The sequence below is a fragment of the Sodalis praecaptivus genome, assembly GCF_000517425.1.
Classification (GTDB): Bacteria; Pseudomonadota; Gammaproteobacteria; order Enterobacterales; family Enterobacteriaceae; genus Sodalis_A; species Sodalis_A praecaptivus.
In genome coordinates this window covers 1,608,832-1,625,972 of the sequence record NZ_CP006569.1, presented here as the reverse complement: position 1 = coordinate 1,625,972, position 17,141 = coordinate 1,608,832, and the positions used below count along the sequence as shown (strand labels likewise).

The window sequence follows — 17,141 nt, the reverse complement described above, 5'->3', positions numbered from 1 at the left end:
TGAAATTTTTAATGGATTTATTGACTGCAACTCATTGATTTTACTTTGAAACGGACTTAGTGCTGATTAGGCTTGTTTAGCGGTCCGGCCAACTGGTGTAAATATAAATGAAAATATTCGCAATTTGTATGGTGAAAGATGAAATCGACGTCCTGGAAAGAGCGCTACTCGCCGCGCTGCCCTGGGTCGATAAAATTTTTCTGATTGATCATGCCAGCACGGATGGAACCTGGGAGCTTATCGATCAGAAATTCCGCCATTGGGAGAAAGTGGAAGTCTACGGCCAGATCACCGATGAATTTACCGACGGGCTACGATCGCGCGCCTATAATCAATTTCGTGAACAGGCGCAGGATGGCGATTGGTGGTGCCGGCTGGACTCTGATGAATTCTATATTGATGATCCGCGCGAATTTCTCGCCAAGGTCGGCAAGCAATACGATATTGTTCAATGTGCCAGTTTTCAATATTATTTCACCGAGAAAGATGTTGAGGAATATCAGCTCCATCCGGAACGCTATCGTGATGGTGCGTCGATCGATGCACTTAAATTTTTCGCCTGTAACAGTTCCGAGGCGCGGTTCGTTAAGCATAGAAACCGCGAGTGGAAAGAAGACAGCCTATGGCCGGTCGGCAAGTTCCCCAACCTCATCTGGCCTCATCATATACGGTTAAAACATTTCCAATATCGCTATCCTGAGCAGATCCAGCATCGTCTAGATTTGCGTACCGCCAAAGCGGCCAACAATCAATTCCGCCATGAAATTCGCGCGGATTGGGAACAGCGCATTGACAGCTCGAAGCGAATCAGTCGCGAGCAAGGCCAGGTACAAACTCACCAGAAATGGGAAAATCGCGTGGTGGATTCCAGCAAATTGCTGTTTGATGACGGTAAGCAGGACTATGTGGTCAATTCAGCATTGCTTGATCCCATTCGCCCGCCTCTGCAACAGAGTATTCGCAATACGGTCAAGCTGATTCTGGGCCGATAAAGCCCAACAACACGGCCAAGCTGATTCCTGGCCAATATCCGCACGCACATTAGGCCAAAGGTTTCTTTGGCCGAAAAGCACACCACCACGGCCAAACTTTCACTGGCCGAAAAGCCCACCACCACGGCCAAGCTTTTCCTTGGCCGAAAAGCGCACCACCACGGCCAAACTTTTCCTGGCCAATTGACCTATGCGCATTTGGCCGTACTTCTTCTTGGCTGTCAATGCACGCGCTTTCAGCCACGTTTTTACTGGTTCGCTGCGTGGCCGGCACCTGTCTGCCGAAATGGCTATGCAGGACAGCCTAACGACGATTGCCGGTATCAGCATCGCGTTGGCCCCACCGCCCCAGGCGGGTAACACCCCTGACGGGGGTGTACTGATAGCGGGCTGTATCAGCCGTCAAGCTCGAGCCGTGCCAGGGTACCCCGCCTATCTTGACGATTTCCCAGGCTGAAGCGGCCAAGATGTAATTGCGCGATACGGGTAACAATACTCAGCCCCAGGCCAATGCCGTTATAACGCTGGTCCATTCTAACGAATTGTTGGGTTAACTCCCCTGCCCGCGCCTCGTCAATACCGGGCCCCTCATCCATCACCTGCAAAATACAGCGACGCCCCGACGAGGTATTCTCCTGATGCAGGATGACCGTAATGGTGCTCCCGTCCGGACAGTAGCGATGGGCATTTTCCACCAAATTGCGCAACAACAGACGCAACAGCACCGCATTGCCCTGAATCACCGGATCCACCGCCGGCAGTTGCCAATCCAGCCGTTGTCCGCGCGCCGCCGCCATCTCTTCCAACTCCCCTTGCTGGGGCAGCACCACATCTGCCACCAGCCGCACCGCTTGATATTGTCCCGATGAGAAGTCATGTCGGATACGGGCCAGCATCAGCAGCTGTTCCACGGTGAACGCCATATTGTCCACCCGCTCAATCAGCGGCTGGCAATCAATCTGATGCCGCTTCTCATGCAGTTCCAGATGCAGTCGAATTCCCGCCAGCGGGGTGCGGAGTTCATGCGCCACGTCGGCGGTAAATTGCCTGTCTTGCTGCAAAGTGGTATTCAGGCGCGCCAACAGGTGATTCAAAGCGCGGGTGACGGCGAGCACCTCGTTGATATCCCCGGACTCCGGCAGCGGTTGAAAGTCTTCAGCGCTGCGGTTTTGCAGATGCGTTTGCAGCTGCGATAGCGGTCGGGTGATCCATTTCACCGCCTGGAAGCAAAAAAACAGCGTCACCAGGATCATCAACAAAGACGGCACGCTCAAAGAGGCGATCGCCTCATGTATTTCGGTATTGACGTGTTGATTGCGCACGGCTTCCGCGAGCGTTTTATCAACCAGCAGATCAATTTGCTCTTTGCTTTCATGCCATAACCACAACACGCTTATGAGCTGGCAGACCAGCATAATTGCGCCGAGGACAATAATAAGCCGCCAGCGCAGGCTATAAAAACGGCCGGTACGAATAAGCGGGCCGCTCATGGTTTACCCGCGGTGGTGAGCAGATAACCAAAACCGCGCATCGTACGGATACGATCACGGCCAATTTTCTGTCGCAGATGGTGAATATGCACTTCAAGCGAGTTGGAGGAGGGATCATCATCCCAACGGTACAAATCCTGGTGCAAAATTTCACGATGAATATGTTGCCCTGCCCGCAGCATCAGTCGGGACAGGATCGCGAACTCTTTCGGGGTCAGACTCACCGATTTGCCGTCAACGGTGACATCATGGTTGGTTAAGTCCAGCGAAAGCGTGTCGACCCGGATAACGTTAGAACTTACGCCCTGATGGCGGCGAATAATGGCCCGGGCGCGAGCCAGCAATTCACTTAACGCAAAAGGTTTGATGAGATAGTCATCTGCGCCAAAATCCAGGCCGCGTACCCGCTCATCAATCGCGTCGCGCGCGGTCAGTATCAATACCGGCACGTCGTTCCCCCGCCGGCGAAGTTTTTCCAGCAGGGTCATCCCATCGCCGTCCGGCAAACCTAAATCGAGAATAATCAAGCTATATGACGTGGCGCCCAATAGCGACTCGCTTTGACGCAAGTCGGTGGCGCACTCACAGGCGAAACGCTCCTGCTCCAGCGCCTGCCGCAACCCTTCCCGCAGGAGTTTATCGTCCTCAATCACTAAAATTTTCATTACCCGCGATCCCAGTAACCAAGAGGTCATCCGTTCGGCACCCCTGCGGGTGCCCGTGTCATCGACCGGCTAACCGGCGCAGGCCAGCGCGTGACGAAACACGCCGGGTCGCCACGGTTATAGCGGGTCGATGAGGGTAATAGACCGCATTTTGACCGGCATGTTCAACCGAACCGGTAGCCTGGCCGCGAAAGCGGGCGGCAAGCGCATTCTTCGGTAAAACGTCAGGGGACGATGGCGCGGACGGCTGCCGCGACATGCCCCACGGCGGCCGGAGCATTCGCGCCGCGCCGGGGTGTCGACAGCGCACGGTAACACGCGCTCAGGACGACACGTTCGGCTGCGGCGCGCCGCCGGTCAACCGCGTTAAATGGCGCCATACGCTCTCCATGGGCCCCTGACGAAAATGCCTCAACCACAGGGCGGATACCGCCATATTCACCAGCCAAACCGCCGGCACAAACATCATCAATTGCAGCCGGTCATAGGCCATGAAGAGCCCCAACTGATTAAACAATAGCGTACAGAGGAGGGTTTGCAGCAGATAATTGGTCAACGCCATTCTTCCGACATTGCTCAGGAGACGGATCACCGTTTTATCGGCCAATCGCGGCCAGAATCCATACAGCAGGGCGACATAGCCTAACGCCTGAAACGGTGCACTCATTTCCCGCGGCATCTGCAATAGAAAGCCGCACCAGCGATAATCCCAACCCAGTTGCCACTGGGCCACCACCGCCGGCAGGTTAATAATCAGGCCCGTGGGGATAAGCCACAGCGCCATTCGTCGGTAATGCGCCGGCGCACGACGGCCGGCCAGCCAACCGTTACGCATGAGCCCCGCGCCAATCAACATTGCGCCGGCCAGCTGCCAGCCATATTGCGACGCCATCGCCAGCAGACTGCCGTGCAGCAGGTTGACCCGCTCACGCCAGGCTTCCGGGCCGCCGACGGTTTGCCAATAATGTTCATAGACGCGGTTGGCAATATCGGGCAGCCAGAAGCGGCCGGGAGGCTGAGAGCCCAGCAACAGCTGAAAAACCAGTAGTAACACGACCCCTAATAGATACAACACGATACCGGTGGCGATCACATTGCGATCGCTGGGCGCCTGGCGAATCAGCCCCAAACACAGCAGGCCCACCAGGCCGTAATCCAGCAGAATATCGCCATCCCAAAAGAAGATGGCGTGAAGGAGACCAAAACCCATTAACCAGAACAGCCGTGCGCGGATCCAGCGCGTTCCGCGCGGTAACAACAGCACCAGCCCACCGCCAAACAAAAGGGCGAACAAGGTGAGGAATTTCACCTGCGCCACCATATCCAGCACGGCCCAGGTCCAGGCTTCGCTGCGGGTAATGCTGCCGGCATAGGCGGGATTGAGGTAAGCCGCTTTCGGCAGTCCAAAGGCGGTGATGTTCATCAGCAGGATGCCCAAAATGGCAATCCCGCGCGCGCAATCCAACATCGCGATGCGCTGCCGCATGGCTAATCTCTTCTGTCAGACGGCGCCAGCGACGCCGCAATTGAGGGTTAACAACAGATTAACCGTTATGATGCGTGACAGCACGCAAAAATTCCTGGCGGGTATTTTGACTGGATTTAAACAGTCCGCCCAGCGATGTGGTAGTGGTGGTGCTGGTGGCGTCGCGGATCCCCCGCGCTTTGACGCAATAATGCACGGCATCAATGGAGACCGCCACGTTATTGGTGCCGAGCAGCGTTTGCAGCGCCAGCAGGATCTGCTGCGTCAGCCGCTCCTGCACCTGCGGCCGTTGGGCAAAGAACTGCACGATACGATTGATTTTCGACAGCCCAATGACGCAGTGTTTGGGAATATACGAGACCGTCGCTTTGCCGTCGATAATCACAAAGTGATGTTCACAGGTGCTGGTCAGCGTAATATCACGCACCGTGACCATTTCATCCACTTTCATCTTGTTTTCGATGACCGTGATTTTGGGGAAATTGGCGTAATCCAGGCCGGCGAACACCTCTTCTACGTACATCTTGGCGATGCGATGCGGCGTTTCCGCCAGGCTGTCATCGGTCAAGTCGAGGTTAAGCAGCGTCATAATTTCCGTCATATGCTCGGCGATAAGACGTTTGCGCACTTCGTTGTCCAGCACCTCGCCCCGCAGCGGTGTTTCGAGTCCTCGGGCCAGTAAAGCTTCGCGTACCTGCGAGGCCTCTTTTGTCAGCGTTACCATATTCATTCTTCTCCAGCAGGCGATTCGCTCCCGCGGGGTTAACCGCAGAATGGGCAACACTCTAGTGGAGTGCGCGGGGATAATCCAGTGAATGTGTTTCATGATAGCTGAATCGGGACAACTTAGCCTGCTATGGTTGGCGCCACGCCAATATGCCGGCAACGGCCAGCGCCAGCATCGAGGCCAGCAGCGCCGGTTCAAGGCGCCCGGTCAGCCAGGTGGACACCGCGGACAGCACGGGGCCCGCCAGTTGCCCTAAGGCATAGCCGCAGGTCAGCAGACCCGCCATGTAGCGCAGGTGGTCCGGCGCCTGTCGGCGGCTACATTCGAGCGTGAGTTGCACGACGCTGAGAAAGCCGCCGCCGGTCAGCAGCGCACCGACAATCAGGCTACCGATACCGGGCAAGCTAATCATCAGCAAAACCCCGAGACCCTGCGCCCACAGCGTCAGCGCCAGGCGGCGGCCGGCGGACAAACGGTGGCGGGTGAGGATACCGAGTACGATGCCGGCAACGCTGGCGGCGCCAAATACCGGCCATACCCATTGGCCAAAGGCGCTGCCGGGAAAGCGCTGCGCCGCCATCTGCGATAGGAAGGTGGCGGGCAGGATATAGCCGAAGCCCGCCAGAGAATAGCTCCATACCAGTTTTTTTAACGGCAGGCTCAGCGTCGGCAAGCTTACCGCTTGGGTAGGATGCACCAGCGTGCCGCTTCGGGGTAAATTACGGCTAATGATAGCGATAAGCACCGCGGCGACGGCGCCGTAGACGAGCCAGGCGGTCGCCGCGTCCACGCGACAATAGTGCAGCAACATCGCCAGCATGCCGCTGACAAAAATACCCGCGCCGGGCCCGGCAAACACCGCCGCGCTTAACGCCGGACGGCGCAGGCGCAGCAGTTGATCGTTGGTCCAGGCCGCCACCAGCACCATCGCCCAACCGCTGGCCCAACCGATGATAAGCCGCAGCGCGGCATGGCTCCAGAGCTGATGCGCGCAGGCGGACAACACCGTCAAGGCTACCGCCCCCCAGACCCCGAACCACAGCCGTTTTTCCAAACCGCGCCGGGCACGCATTGCATCAAAGGCCCCCAGCAAATACCCAAGATAATTGAAGGCCGCCACCAGCGCCGCGCTGGTCAGGGTAAGCTGACCGTCCGCTATCATGAGCGGCACCTGCGGCGTGAAAGCAAAACGCCCTATCCCCATGGCCACTAGCAACGCCAGAAAACCGCTTAATGCCACCTTTATGGCCATCTTAACTCCGTGACTACCCATTGTTGTTGCCAAAAGAATGCCCGATCGCTACAATCACGGAAAATGAATAATTCAGACCAAGTTGATGACGAAATGAGAAGATATGGACCTTACCCAACTGAAAATGTTTTGCAGCGTCGCTGAAACCGGTTCCCTGGCCCGTGCCGCCGAGCAGCTTCACCGGGTCCCCTCCAACTTGACCACCCGGCTGCGTCAGTTGGAAGACGAACTGGGCACCGATCTGTTTATCCGCGAGAAACAGCGGCTGCGGCTGTCGCCGATGGGGCATAATTTCCTGTGCTACGCCACCCGTATCCTGGCGTTAAGCGAGGAGGCCATCGCGATGAGCCGAGCGGGCGAACCGGGCGGGCGCTTCCCGCTGGGGTCGATGGAGAGCACCGCCGCCACCCGGCTGCCGGGGTTGCTGGCCGCGTACCACCAACGGTTTCCCCAGGTCTCCTTGTCGCTGATTACCGGCACCTCCGGCGAGATTGTCGCCGGAGTGCGCGCCGGTACGCTGGCGGCGGCGCTGGTTGACGGCCCGGTGGAGTATGACGATATCCACGGTTGCGTCAGCTTTCGCGAAACGCTGGGGTTGATCTCAAGCCCGGATCAAGACGACATCGCCTCCGCCAGGGACATCGCCGGTCAGACGGTGTTTGCGTTCCGCCACAGTTGCTCATATCGGCAAAAATTGGAAAGCTGGTTTTACGCTGATGGCGTCAATCCCGGCGCGGTGATGGAAATTCAATCCTATCATGCGATGCAGGCCTGCGTGGCCAGCGGCGCCGGGGTAGCGCTGCTGCCCTTGTCGGTGCTGGAACAATTGCCCGGCCGCGAGCGAGTCAAAGTACACCCTCTGCCGCGCCACATCGCCGACGCCGCGACCTGGCTCATTTGGCGTCGCGACGCTTTCGGGCCCAACGTGGAGGCATTAAAACAGCTTATCATCGAATGGCACGATGCCACCACCGACGACGCTGACGCAGCGCCGTCGCCGTCTTTTCCCGTGCCGCCGCCCGCTAGCGGCCGCGGCACGGGCGTTACCGAAGGGGCGCGCACCGCCGACGCGCCCGTCTTTCACTCTGCTTTAGGAGCTTCACCATGCAAATGATAAAAACCCGCGCCGCCGTCGCCTGGGGGCCGAACCAGCCTCTGGCGGTCACCGAAGTCGATCTGATGCCGCCGCAAAAAGGCGAAGTTCTGGTACGCATCGTTGCCAGCGGCGTCTGCCATACCGACGCCTATACGCTATCAGGCAAGGATCCCGAAGGCGTGTTCCCGGCCATTCTGGGTCATGAAGGCGGCGGCGTGGTGGAAGCGGTGGGTGAAGGCGTGACCAGCGTGGCGGTCGGCGATCATGTCATCCCGCTCTACACGCCTGAGTGCGGCGAATGCAAATTTTGCCGCTCCGGGAAAACCAATCTCTGCCAGGCTATTCGCGCCACACAGGGCAAGGGATTGATGCCGGACGGCACTACGCGGTTTTTCAAGGACGGCAAGCCCATCTTTCACTACATGGGTACCTCGACGTTCTCGGAATATACCGTGATCCCGGAAATTTCGCTGGCGAAAATCAATAAAGCCGCGCCGCTGGAGGAAGTGTGTCTGCTGGGATGCGGCGTAACCACCGGCATGGGCGCGGTGATGAATACCGCCAAAGTCCAGCCGGGTAATTCCGTCGCCATTTTTGGCCTGGGCGGCATCGGCCTATCGGCGATTATCGGCGCCCACATGGCCGGCGCCGGCAGGATTATCGGTATCGATATCAATACCAGTAAATTCGATTTGGCCCGCAAGCTTGGCGCCACCGACCTGATTAATCCGCGGGATTACGATCGTCCGATCCAGGAGGTGATTGTTGAACTGACCGACGGCGGCGTCGACTTTTCCTTTGAATGTATCGGCAACGTCAATGTGATGCGTTCGGCGCTGGAGTGCTGCCATAAGGGCTGGGGCGAATCGGTCATCATCGGGGTGGCCGGCGCCGGGGAGGAAATCGCCACCCGGCCGTTCCAATTGGTGACCGGTCGCGTTTGGCGCGGTTCCGCTTTCGGCGGCGTGAAAGGCCGCTCGCAGTTGCCCGGCATCGTCGAACGCTACCTGAAAGGCGAATTTCAGCTCAACGATTTTATCACCCACACCATGGGGCTTGAGGCGATTAATGACGCGTTCAGCCTCATGCATGAAGGTAAATCAATCCGCTCCGTCATCCATTTTGACCATTGACCAAAGGAGAGTGCGATGAGCGCAAGCGTCGAACGCATTGCCGCCCACCGCCTGCACGGCGGATGGCAATATCGCTATCGGCACCCGTCGCAGGCAACCGGCGTCCCGATGACTTATAGCGTCTTTGTGCCGCCGGAGGCCGCGGATAAACGGCCACCGCAGGTGATATTCTGGTTGTCCGGGCTGACCTGCAACGATGAAAACTTCACCACCAAAGCGGGCGCGCAACGCCTTGCCGCCGAGTTGAATTTGCTGCTGGTAATGCCCGATACCAGCCCGCGCGGTGAGGCGGTGGCGGATGATGAGGCGTACGATTTGGGTCAAGGCGCGGGTTTTTATCTCAACGCCACGATCCCGCCCTGGTCATCCCATTACCGCATGTTCGACTATCTCAGCGACGAACTGCCGGCGCTCATCCGCCAGCAGTTCAGGACGGGCGATCGGCAGTCCATTATGGGGCATTCGATGGGCGGCCACGGCGCGCTGTTGATGGCGCTGCGTCATCCGGGACGGTATTGCTCGGCGTCGGCCTTTGCGCCGATCGTCAACCCCAGCGAGGTGCCCTGGGGCCGCAAAGCGTTCGGCGAGTATCTGGGCCAGGACGAGGCACAGTGGCGGCAATGGGACAGCTGCCGGCTGCTTGCCGGCGACGACGTGCAGCCGCTGCCGGTGTTGATTGACCAAGGCGATGCCGACCCGTTTTTACCGGAACAGCTACAGCCGGAAAAATGGGCCGCGCTGGCGCGCCAGCGCCAATGGCCGCTGACGTTGCGCATCCAGCCGGGCTATGACCATAGCTATTTCTTTATCGCCAGCTTTATCGACGATCATTTGCGTTTTCACGCCGGCTATCTGCACGCCTAACCCGATGGAGGCCGCTCCGCCCGGTGGAAGGAAAACCGCCGGCCGCGAGCGGTGGGCCGCCGGGCCATCGCCCTGCCGGTTTACCCACCGGCTTTCCCTTTGCCGCGCTCCCGCACCCGGCGCTGTCGATCAAAAGTCGATATTGGCGCCGAGCAGGTAGCGTCTACCGTCCAGTACGCGACCGTAGGTGACATAATCCACGCGCTTGTCCAGCAGGTTATACACCCCCGCCTGCAGTTGCAGCTGTTTCATCACCCGCCAACTGGCGCCCACATCGACAAAAGTATAGGATGGCCGGCCTTCACTCATGCTGGTACGACTAAGATAAGCCGAACTTTGTCCGCGGTGATTGACCCGCAGCCAACTGGCGATATCAGGGGTGGTTTGCCAATTCAGCGTGGCGTTAATCATATGCTTCGGCATTTCATTTAACGGTTTACCGCTGAATTCGCCGCTCTGCTGTTCGGTTTCAGTGAAGGTGTAACTGGAGGCCAGCGACCACGCCGGCGTTATCGTCCAGTTAAAGGTCGCCTCGACGCCGCGAACCCGGGCTTTATCCACGTTGACCCGGTGGCTGATAAATTTATATTGAGTGCCACCAATGGTGCAGGCGCCGGAGGCCGTGCCGCTGGGATCGGTGCAGCTGCGTACTTCGGTAATTTTATCGCGGTAATCGGTGTTAAACACCGTGACGCCGGCATTTAAATAGCGGTGGTTATCCCATAACAGCGCGATTTCCTGATTGAGGCTTTTTTCCGGTTTCAGATTGGGGTTGCCGATAATGATGGCCGGCGTGCCGCCCCCGCCGGTGATCTGCCCCCACTCCGCCACGGCCTGACGCAACTCCGGCGAGCGGTAGCCGCCGGAGACGCCGCCCTTCAGCGTCCATGTTTCGGTCAAATGCCAGACGCCGTACAGCCGAGGCGTCCAGTGGCTACCGTAATTTTCGTCGCGGTTGATGCGCAAGCCGGTGGTCAGCGCAAAGTCCTGGGTCATCAGCCATTCATCCTCGGCGGACAGCGCCCAGCTCCAGCGGTTCAATTCGTTGAGGCTACGGGCAGAGGCTAATTGGTTGCCTTGATCTTTTAGGGTCTCGTAACGATATTGTGCGCCAACGCTGAGGGTATGATTGCCAAGATAGAACGCATTTTGGGTATTCAGCAGGGTGTTAGCCGTTTCCATTTTCCGAGACGGATTGCGGGTTTCCTTCCGCTGCAAATAACTGGTGGTCATGCCGCCGTCATAGTTACCGTAATGCGTGAGTGCGTAGTTGTTACGCGTATAGCGCGCATCGCTAGGAGGGTTGCCGGGGGAGAGAGATTTACCGGGAGACCCGTTTCGATCCTGAACATAATGCCCCAGATCCAGATCGAAACTGTTAGCGTCGTCCGGCGTCAGTGTGAAGGTGACGCCGCCGCTTTTCATACGCTGGCCATTGTACCCTTCGATAATGCGATCCTCGCCGCGGCGCGACAGTTGGCCGTTGAGTTTGACCCCCAGCAAGCCATCAATCAGCGGCCCGGCGGTATAAAGATTGGATTGATAAATATCCCCGGAACGACGGTCTTCTTGCCATATGGCTTCGCTACGCACGGAGGTTTGCCAGGATTTGCCGACCTTACGGGTGATGATATTAATCACCCCGCCCATGGCGTCGGAACCATACAATGAGGACATCGGACCGCGCACCACCTCGATTCGCTCAATCGCCGCCAGCGGGGGCAGCCAGCCTTGTTCAATGCCGGGACCATCGCTATTGGGACGCGTGCCGCGGGTGTCGACGCGTTTGCCGTCCACCAGGATCAGCGTGTACTTGGCGGCCATACCGCGAATGCTAATGTCGCTGCGGCTACCACCGCCGGTAACCACCACGCCCGGGACATCCTTCAGCGCGTCGGTGACATCGGTATAGGCCTTATTTTCCAGGGTTTCACGCGAAATAACCGAAATTGAGGCGGCGGAATCCTCGATTTTTTGTTGGAAGCCGGCGGCGGTGACTACCACGGTGTCCGTGGTCGGTTCTGACTGGGCTGCGCCGGCCAGCGAGGGGGTTAAGGTCGCCATCGACAGGAGCATGGCTCGGGACGTGACTCTGTTACGCATGACAAAATTTCCTTATGGTGTTGCCACTTTGCCTTAATTGCGTGAGCCATTGTAAGAAAATACTTATTTATGTAAATAAAAATCACTCTCATTATCATAACTATTTGCTTTAATGGAAAGCGGTTGCGCCCCGTGATTTTGCGGCGCGTTTAGCGATCGCGCGATGGGCGTGCAACGCAAAGGGCTCGCGACACCAAAGCGCTTACGCTTATAAGTGCGCCCGGGCGGTAGTGAAAGAAAGGGGAGTACGGTTTTTCTCGCGGTGGCGAAGGCGCTGCCGTGCATGCCTGATAAAGGGGCGAGCGCCGCCGCGTTGCCCTAAAGGGAGGCTCCGAGAGGAAGAGGGAGCGTTAACGCCAGCGCGATAGGCGTTAGCGCCCGGCCTTAAGGAAACAACACGCCGTTATAATGGGCCTTTGGCGGCCTATCGCTTGACTACAAAGGAAAGACGGCGGAGTAAAACCGTAATGGATGCGGTTCCACGGCGGCGTCTGAGTTTCTTTTGCCGCCAAAAGGCTGTTTTGCGCCGCGCGTTCGGCGCGCCGCATCTCATCTTCTACATCGGCTCCGGCGGATTGACCAGACCGTCAATCAACACCTGCGGCCGCCCTTGCGAACAACGTTCGATACGCCCTCTAACGCCATACACGCTGGCAAGGCTTGCCGGAGTAATCACCCGTTCAGGCGCGCCATCCGCCAACAAGCTGCCATCGCGCAGCATCAGCGCATGGTGACCGTGGCGCAGCGCGATATTGATATCATGCACCACCATCAGAGTGACCATATTCCGCCGCCGGGTCTCGCTACCGATGAGCGACATAACATGATATTGATAATTAAGATCCAACGCGCTAAGGGGTTCGTCGAGCAACAACAGCGCCGGCTGGCGTATCAGCGATTGCGCCAGTCCCACCAATTGCTTCTGGCCGCCGGAAAGCTTGTCCAGATAGTGGAGCGCCAAATGCGCGATGCCCAACCGCGCCAGCAATGCCATGACCTGGTGTTCATCAGCCTGGTGGGCGCGGCCGCCGGAGGCGCGCTGCGCCACGATGACCGATTCCAGCACCTGCAAATGGACGCCGGCGGGCAGACTCTGCGGCAGATACACCACCTTCTCCGCTCGCCGGGCAAACGGCAATTGCATCAGATCCTCATCCCCCAGCCAAAGTTGGCCGCGCGCCGGATTCAAACCGGCCAGCGATCGCAGCAGCGTGGATTTACCGCAGCCGTTAGGCCCTAAAAGCACGCTGATTTGACCGCGCGGCAGGCAGGGAACATCGAGATGGTCGATCACCCGACGTTTCGGATAACCGGCGCAAAAGCCGGCGATACGCAGTCCCGTGGTCACAAATTCCCCCGGTGGCGCAAGATGATACTAAGGAAAAAGGGCACCCCGACCAGCGAGGTCACGATACCGACGGGAATCAGCGTGCCCGGCACGATATTTTTAGACGCCACCGACGCCATCGACAAAACCAGCGCCCCCAGCAGCGCGCTGGCGGGCAGATAAAAGCGGTGATCTTCGCCGAACATCAGCCGCGCAATATGGGGTGCCACCAGTCCGATAAAACCGATAGGCCCGACGAACGCCACCGCCAGCGCCGACAGGAGGCTGATACGCAACAGCGTCCCCAGGCGCAAGCGCTTGACGTCGATACCAAAGCTTATCGCCCGATCCTCGCCCAACCGCAGCGCGGTCAGCTTCCAGGCGCTGTGCAGCGACCAGGGCAGCAGCAGCGCAAACGCCGCGCTCATTATCAGCAATTTCGGCCAGGACGCGCGCGCCAGGCTGCCCATGGTCCAGAACACCAGCCCCTGTAACGTATCTTCGCTGGCAATAAACTGCATCATCGACACCAACGCGTTAAAGGTAAACACCAGCGCGATACCGAACAGCACTACGCCGGAGGTCGCCACCCGAGTCCAGCGCGTTACGGCATCCAGCAACAGCGCCGCCAGCAGGGCGAAAACAAACGCATTTAAGGCAATAAACCAGGTCTCGGGCAAACCGGGCAGGCCAATGCCCAGGATAATCGCCAGCGCGGCGCCGAACGCCGCCGCTGACGACACGCCCAAGGTAAAGGGGCTGGCGAGAGGGTTATTGAGGATAGTCTGCATTTCCGCGCCGGCCAGTCCCAGTGACAGGCCCACCGCCACCGCCATCAACGCATACGGCAGGCGGATATCCCAGACGATCACCCGCGTACCGCCGTCCGCCAACTGCGGATGAAGCAGCGTTTTCAACAAAACGTCCACCCCCAGCCCCGACGGGCCCAAGGTGAAATCCACCAGCACGCAGGCGATAATTGCCGCTACCAGCGCCGCCAGCAGCAGCAGGCGCCGGCGCAAAAGACGCCGATACTGCCCCATCGTGGCGGTTTGCGGAATGTTTGGCGCCGCGGGCGTCGATTCGGAGGTCATACACATCGCTCTATCTGAAAGGCTGATTTAGGGCTGTCGTGCCGGCGCGGTCCGCTATCAGCGGCGTCAGGGCAAATGTCGGACGCGACGCACGCCGGCTCGCGGCCGGAAAAGGCGCGAGGGCCGGACAGGGCGGCAGTCATGAGGCGTTAACGATAAAGCAAATAATAAGCTTTATCAATCATATTAAGCCTTTACCGGATAGCGGTAGCGCCACGGCGCCGATCAGCCACGCCGCAGCTCACATCCAGACCGTGCCGGTGGCGCGCGATCACTAGTTGTCTCGGCTATCGGGAAATGCCATGTCTTCATAACGGACCAGCCGGCTGCCGCGGCGCCAACGGTAGCCCAACCAAATAAGCAGGAACAGCGGAATACCGATATAGGTCGCGATAACGCCATTCCAATCAATGGTCTGTGCCAAAAACGCCTGATAGTTTTGCCCAAGCGTAATCAGCAGGCACAAAATAAACGCCAGTACCGGCCCCAGCGGAAACAGTCCAGCCCGATAGGGCAGCGCGGCAAGATTACGCCCCTGCTTCTCGTAGCCGCGTCGGAATCGGTAGTGGCTGACCGCGATCCCCAGCCAGGCGATGAATCCCGTCATACCTGAGGTGTTAAGCAGCCACAGGTACACTTTTTGGTTGGAATATAAAGAAGAGAGAAAGCACAGCGCCGCGACCAGGGTCGTCATGGCCAACGCGTAACGGGGCACCCCGCCTTGCGACAGGCGCGCAAAGATCTTAGGCGCTTTGCCTTCCACCGCCAGGGTATAGAGCATGCGCGTCGAGGCGTACATGCCGGAATTGCCGGCCGACAGGACCGCCGTCAGGATAACGCTGTTCATCACCGCCGCGGCCGACAACAGCCCGGCGTTGCGAAATACCAGCGTAAACGGGCTAACGGCGATGTCTTTCACCTCATTGCGCAGCAGGTCGGGGCTGGTATAGGGAATAATCAGGCTAATAATAAGAATCGCCAGCACATAAAATAGCAGGATTCGCCAGAACACCTGCCGCACCGCCCGCGGGATATTCTTGGCCGGATCCGCCGATTCGCCGGCGGCAATACCAATAAGTTCGGTACCCTGAAAGGAGAAGCCGACAATCATCGCGACGCCAATCATTGAGGCGAAGCCGCCGGCAAAAGGCGCGTCGCCCACCGTCCAGTTGTGCCAGCCTGCCTGCTCGCCGCCGCGCAGAATGCCGAAAATCATCAGCACGCCTACCGCGATGAACACCACCACGGTGACGACTTTTATCAGCGAAAACCAGTATTCCGCTTCGCCAAATCCTTTCACCGAAATGACGTTGAGCAGAAACATGATGCCCAGGAACAGCGCGCTCCAAATCCAGCCCGGGACCGTTGGAAACCAATAGCTCATGACCAACTGCGACGCCACCAGATCCACCGCGATGGTGACCGCCCAGTTGTACCAATAATTCCAGCCGAGGGCGAAGCCGAAGCCCTCTTCCACATAGCGCGCGCCATAGGTGGCAAACGAGCCGGACACCGGCATATAGGCCGCCAGCTCGCCGAGGCTGGTCATCAGGAAATACACCATCAGACCAATCAACGCATACGAGAGCAGCGCCCCCCCCGGCCCCGCCTGGGAAATGGTTGCGCCGGAGGCAACAAAGAGGCCGGTGCCGATGGAGCCGCCGATGGCGATCATGGTCAAATGGCGCGCTTTTAATTCGCGGCGCAGGCCGCTGCTGGGCAAAGGAGGGGTTGTTTTGTGAAACATGGCGTTTGACGGGTCTCTGCAAAAATCGAGGCGGGATTGTAGCAAATCGTTCCCGCCGCGCACCCTCAAGTAGTCGAATTATAAGACAGCTTCATAATGCACGGTCAATTATAAGCTCCATATGACAAATTTGGCGTTTTTTACACCGCTGCGCCGCGCCGTTGCCGTTGATTATCGCCATAAAGGAGACGTGGCTCACCTTTTACCCCCTGGGGAAGGAGGCGGTTAGCGGGCGTCCGCGCCGGCGGCGTGCTGACAATAGTCGATAAACCGCTGCAGGGCGTGGGAGAGGTGTTTCTGCCGGTGATGCACCACATACAGCGTGCGATAAAGCGGCGGCAGCGGCGGCGCCAGGGTCACCAGAGTGCCGAGCGCCAGCGCCTCTGCCACCACTCGGCGCGACAGGCAGCTAATACCCAATCCGTGGCGTACCGCATGTTTGATGGCCTCGGAATTGCCGAGTTCCATTTCTAAATGAAAGTGCGGCAAGCGCGAGAGCAGCAGGTGGTCAACGATATCGCGGGTGCCAGAGCCCCGCTCGCGCAAAATCCAGGGGGCGTCCGCCAGCGCGGGCAATTCCAGCCGGCGCCCCGCCAGCGGGTGGTCGGGGGCGGCAAAAATCACCAGTTCGTCGTTGAGCCAGGGGCGGGTCACCAGATCCGGGTGGTGGCTTGGTCCTTCAATCAGCCCCAGATCGACGCGGAAATCCGCCACGGCGTTTATCACCTCCTGACTATTGCCCACCTGCAGCGACAGCGGCGTATCGGGCACCGCGCGCCGGTAACCGGCAATCAGCTCCGGCAAAATATAATTACCGATGGTACTGCTGGCAAACAGCCGCAACGCGCCATTGCCCTGGGAGAACAGTGTGCCTATCTCTCCCGCCTGCTCCAGCAGCGCAACGGCGCGCGGATAGAGCAATCGCCCATGCTCATTGAGCACCAGCCGTTTGCCCACGCGGTCAAACAATTTTACTTTTAACTGCTGTTCCAGATCGGTCAGCGCCGCGCTGACCGCCGACTGCGACAACGATAATATCTGTGAGGCCTGGGTGGTCGAACCGCTTTTCAGCACTTCGGCAAAGACTTCCAGCTGGCGCAGGGTAATGGCCATAGCTTTAGTAATCCAACATTTCAACGAGATAACCAACTATAATCATTTCTTT

At 58.5% G+C, this 17,141-nt stretch carries 13 protein-coding genes and 1 pseudogene; 4 read left to right on the top strand and 10 right to left on the bottom strand.

From position 1 onward, the window contains the following. Window positions 1–107 precede the first annotated feature (107 nt). Window positions 108–992, top strand: a complete 885-nt coding sequence (locus tag SANT_RS07220) for a glycosyltransferase family 2 protein (protein WP_025421621.1) — start codon at window positions 108–110, stop codon at window positions 990–992. 395 nt (window positions 993–1,387) lie between these two features. Here SANT_RS07220 and pmrB read toward each other — a convergent pair whose 3' ends face one another. From pmrB to SANT_RS07190, 5 genes are all read right to left on the bottom strand, one after another. Next, complete coding sequence (pmrB, locus tag SANT_RS07210) at window positions 1,388–2,482, bottom strand: two-component system sensor histidine kinase PmrB (RefSeq protein ID WP_025421619.1); 1,095 nt, start codon at window positions 2,480–2,482, stop codon at window positions 1,388–1,390. After that, a complete protein-coding gene (pmrA, locus tag SANT_RS07205; protein ID WP_025421618.1) occupies window positions 2,479–3,147 on the bottom strand; it encodes a two-component system response regulator PmrA in 669 nt (222 codons plus the stop codon). The genes pmrB and pmrA overlap by 4 nt, the downstream gene beginning before the upstream one ends. A 322-nt stretch (window positions 3,148–3,469) precedes the next feature. After that, window positions 3,470–4,633, bottom strand: a complete 1,164-nt coding sequence (gene yeiB, locus SANT_RS07200; RefSeq protein ID WP_025421617.1) for a DUF418 domain-containing protein YeiB — start codon at window positions 4,631–4,633, stop codon at window positions 3,470–3,472. Window positions 4,634–4,691: 58 nt separating this feature from the next. Then, complete coding sequence (folE, locus tag SANT_RS07195; protein ID WP_025421616.1) at window positions 4,692–5,357, bottom strand: GTP cyclohydrolase I FolE; 666 nt, start codon at window positions 5,355–5,357, stop codon at window positions 4,692–4,694. A gap of 130 nt (window positions 5,358–5,487) precedes the next feature. Then, window positions 5,488–6,612, bottom strand: a complete 1,125-nt coding sequence (locus SANT_RS07190; RefSeq protein ID WP_038668350.1) for a YbfB/YjiJ family MFS transporter — start codon at window positions 6,610–6,612, stop codon at window positions 5,488–5,490. 103 nt (window positions 6,613–6,715) lie between these two features. Here SANT_RS07190 and ptrR point away from each other — a divergent pair. The 3 genes and pseudogenes from ptrR to fghA form a co-directional block, all read left to right on the top strand. Continuing rightward, window positions 6,716–7,567 (top strand): annotated as a pseudogene (gene ptrR, locus SANT_RS07185) (putrescine utilization regulator PtrR); the annotation flags it as partial. Window positions 7,568–7,716: 149 nt separating this feature from the next. Next, window positions 7,717–8,841 carry an S-(hydroxymethyl)glutathione dehydrogenase/class III alcohol dehydrogenase gene (locus SANT_RS07180; RefSeq protein ID WP_025421614.1) on the top strand — a complete coding sequence of 375 codons (1,125 nt, stop codon included), beginning with the start codon at window positions 7,717–7,719 and terminating at the stop codon, window positions 8,839–8,841. A gap of 15 nt (window positions 8,842–8,856) precedes the next feature. Next, window positions 8,857–9,705: an S-formylglutathione hydrolase gene (fghA, locus tag SANT_RS07175; protein ID WP_025421613.1), complete on the top strand. Its 849-nt coding sequence runs from the start codon at window positions 8,857–8,859 to the stop codon at window positions 9,703–9,705. Between the two features lie 129 nt (window positions 9,706–9,834). On the opposite strand, the gene SANT_RS07170 is transcribed toward fghA, so the two are convergent. From SANT_RS07170 to yieE, 5 genes are all read right to left on the bottom strand, one after another. After that, on the bottom strand, window positions 9,835–11,808 hold the full coding sequence (locus SANT_RS07170; RefSeq protein ID WP_038668348.1) for a ligand-gated channel protein: 1,974 nt from the start codon (window positions 11,806–11,808) through the stop codon (window positions 9,835–9,837). A 556-nt stretch (window positions 11,809–12,364) separates the two neighbouring features. Next, entirely contained in the window at window positions 12,365–13,156 is a 792-nt protein-coding gene (locus tag SANT_RS07160; protein WP_025421610.1) for an ABC transporter ATP-binding protein, read from the bottom strand. Then, window positions 13,153–14,178 carry a FecCD family ABC transporter permease gene (locus SANT_RS07155; protein ID WP_420480355.1) on the bottom strand — a complete coding sequence of 342 codons (1,026 nt, stop codon included), beginning with the start codon at window positions 14,176–14,178 and terminating at the stop codon, window positions 13,153–13,155. The genes SANT_RS07160 and SANT_RS07155 overlap by 4 nt, the downstream gene beginning before the upstream one ends. Window positions 14,179–14,503: 325 nt before the next feature. Then, complete coding sequence (locus SANT_RS07145; protein WP_025421607.1) at window positions 14,504–15,976, bottom strand: amino acid permease; 1,473 nt, start codon at window positions 15,974–15,976, stop codon at window positions 14,504–14,506. 225 nt (window positions 15,977–16,201) lie between these two features. After that, the gene (yieE, locus tag SANT_RS07140; RefSeq protein ID WP_025421606.1) at window positions 16,202–17,089 is read right to left on the bottom strand and encodes a DNA-binding transcriptional regulator YeiE; all 888 of its coding nucleotides are present in this window, start codon (window positions 17,087–17,089) and stop codon (window positions 16,202–16,204) included. Window positions 17,090–17,141 lie beyond the last annotated feature (52 nt).

Bases quoted from the DNA above. Each gene is read 5' to 3' on its own strand.
- SANT_RS07145 (WP_025421607.1), bottom strand. From the start codon at position 15,976: ATGTTTCACAAAACAACCCCTCCTTTGCCCAGCAGCGGCCTGCGCCGC.
- folE (WP_025421616.1), bottom strand. From the start codon at position 5,357: ATGGTAACGCTGACAAAAGAGGCCTCGCAGGTACGCGAAGCTTTACTG.
- pmrA (WP_025421618.1), bottom strand. From the start codon at position 3,147: ATGAAAATTTTAGTGATTGAGGACGATAAACTCCTGCGGGAAGGGTTG.
- SANT_RS07220 (WP_025421621.1), top strand. From the start codon at position 108: ATGAAAATATTCGCAATTTGTATGGTGAAAGATGAAATCGACGTCCTG.
- SANT_RS07190 (WP_038668350.1), bottom strand. From the start codon at position 6,612: ATGGCCATAAAGGTGGCATTAAGCGGTTTTCTGGCGTTGCTAGTGGCC.
- pmrB (WP_025421619.1), bottom strand. From the start codon at position 2,482: ATGAGCGGCCCGCTTATTCGTACCGGCCGTTTTTATAGCCTGCGCTGG.
- fghA (WP_025421613.1), top strand. From the start codon at position 8,857: ATGAGCGCAAGCGTCGAACGCATTGCCGCCCACCGCCTGCACGGCGGA.
- yieE (WP_025421606.1), bottom strand. From the start codon at position 17,089: ATGGCCATTACCCTGCGCCAGCTGGAAGTCTTTGCCGAAGTGCTGAAA.
- yeiB (WP_025421617.1), bottom strand. From the start codon at position 4,633: ATGCGGCAGCGCATCGCGATGTTGGATTGCGCGCGCGGGATTGCCATT.
- SANT_RS07180 (WP_025421614.1), top strand. From the start codon at position 7,717: ATGCAAATGATAAAAACCCGCGCCGCCGTCGCCTGGGGGCCGAACCAG.
- SANT_RS07170 (WP_038668348.1), bottom strand. From the start codon at position 11,808: ATGCGTAACAGAGTCACGTCCCGAGCCATGCTCCTGTCGATGGCGACC.
- SANT_RS07155 (WP_420480355.1), bottom strand. From the start codon at position 14,178: ATGGGGCAGTATCGGCGTCTTTTGCGCCGGCGCCTGCTGCTGCTGGCG.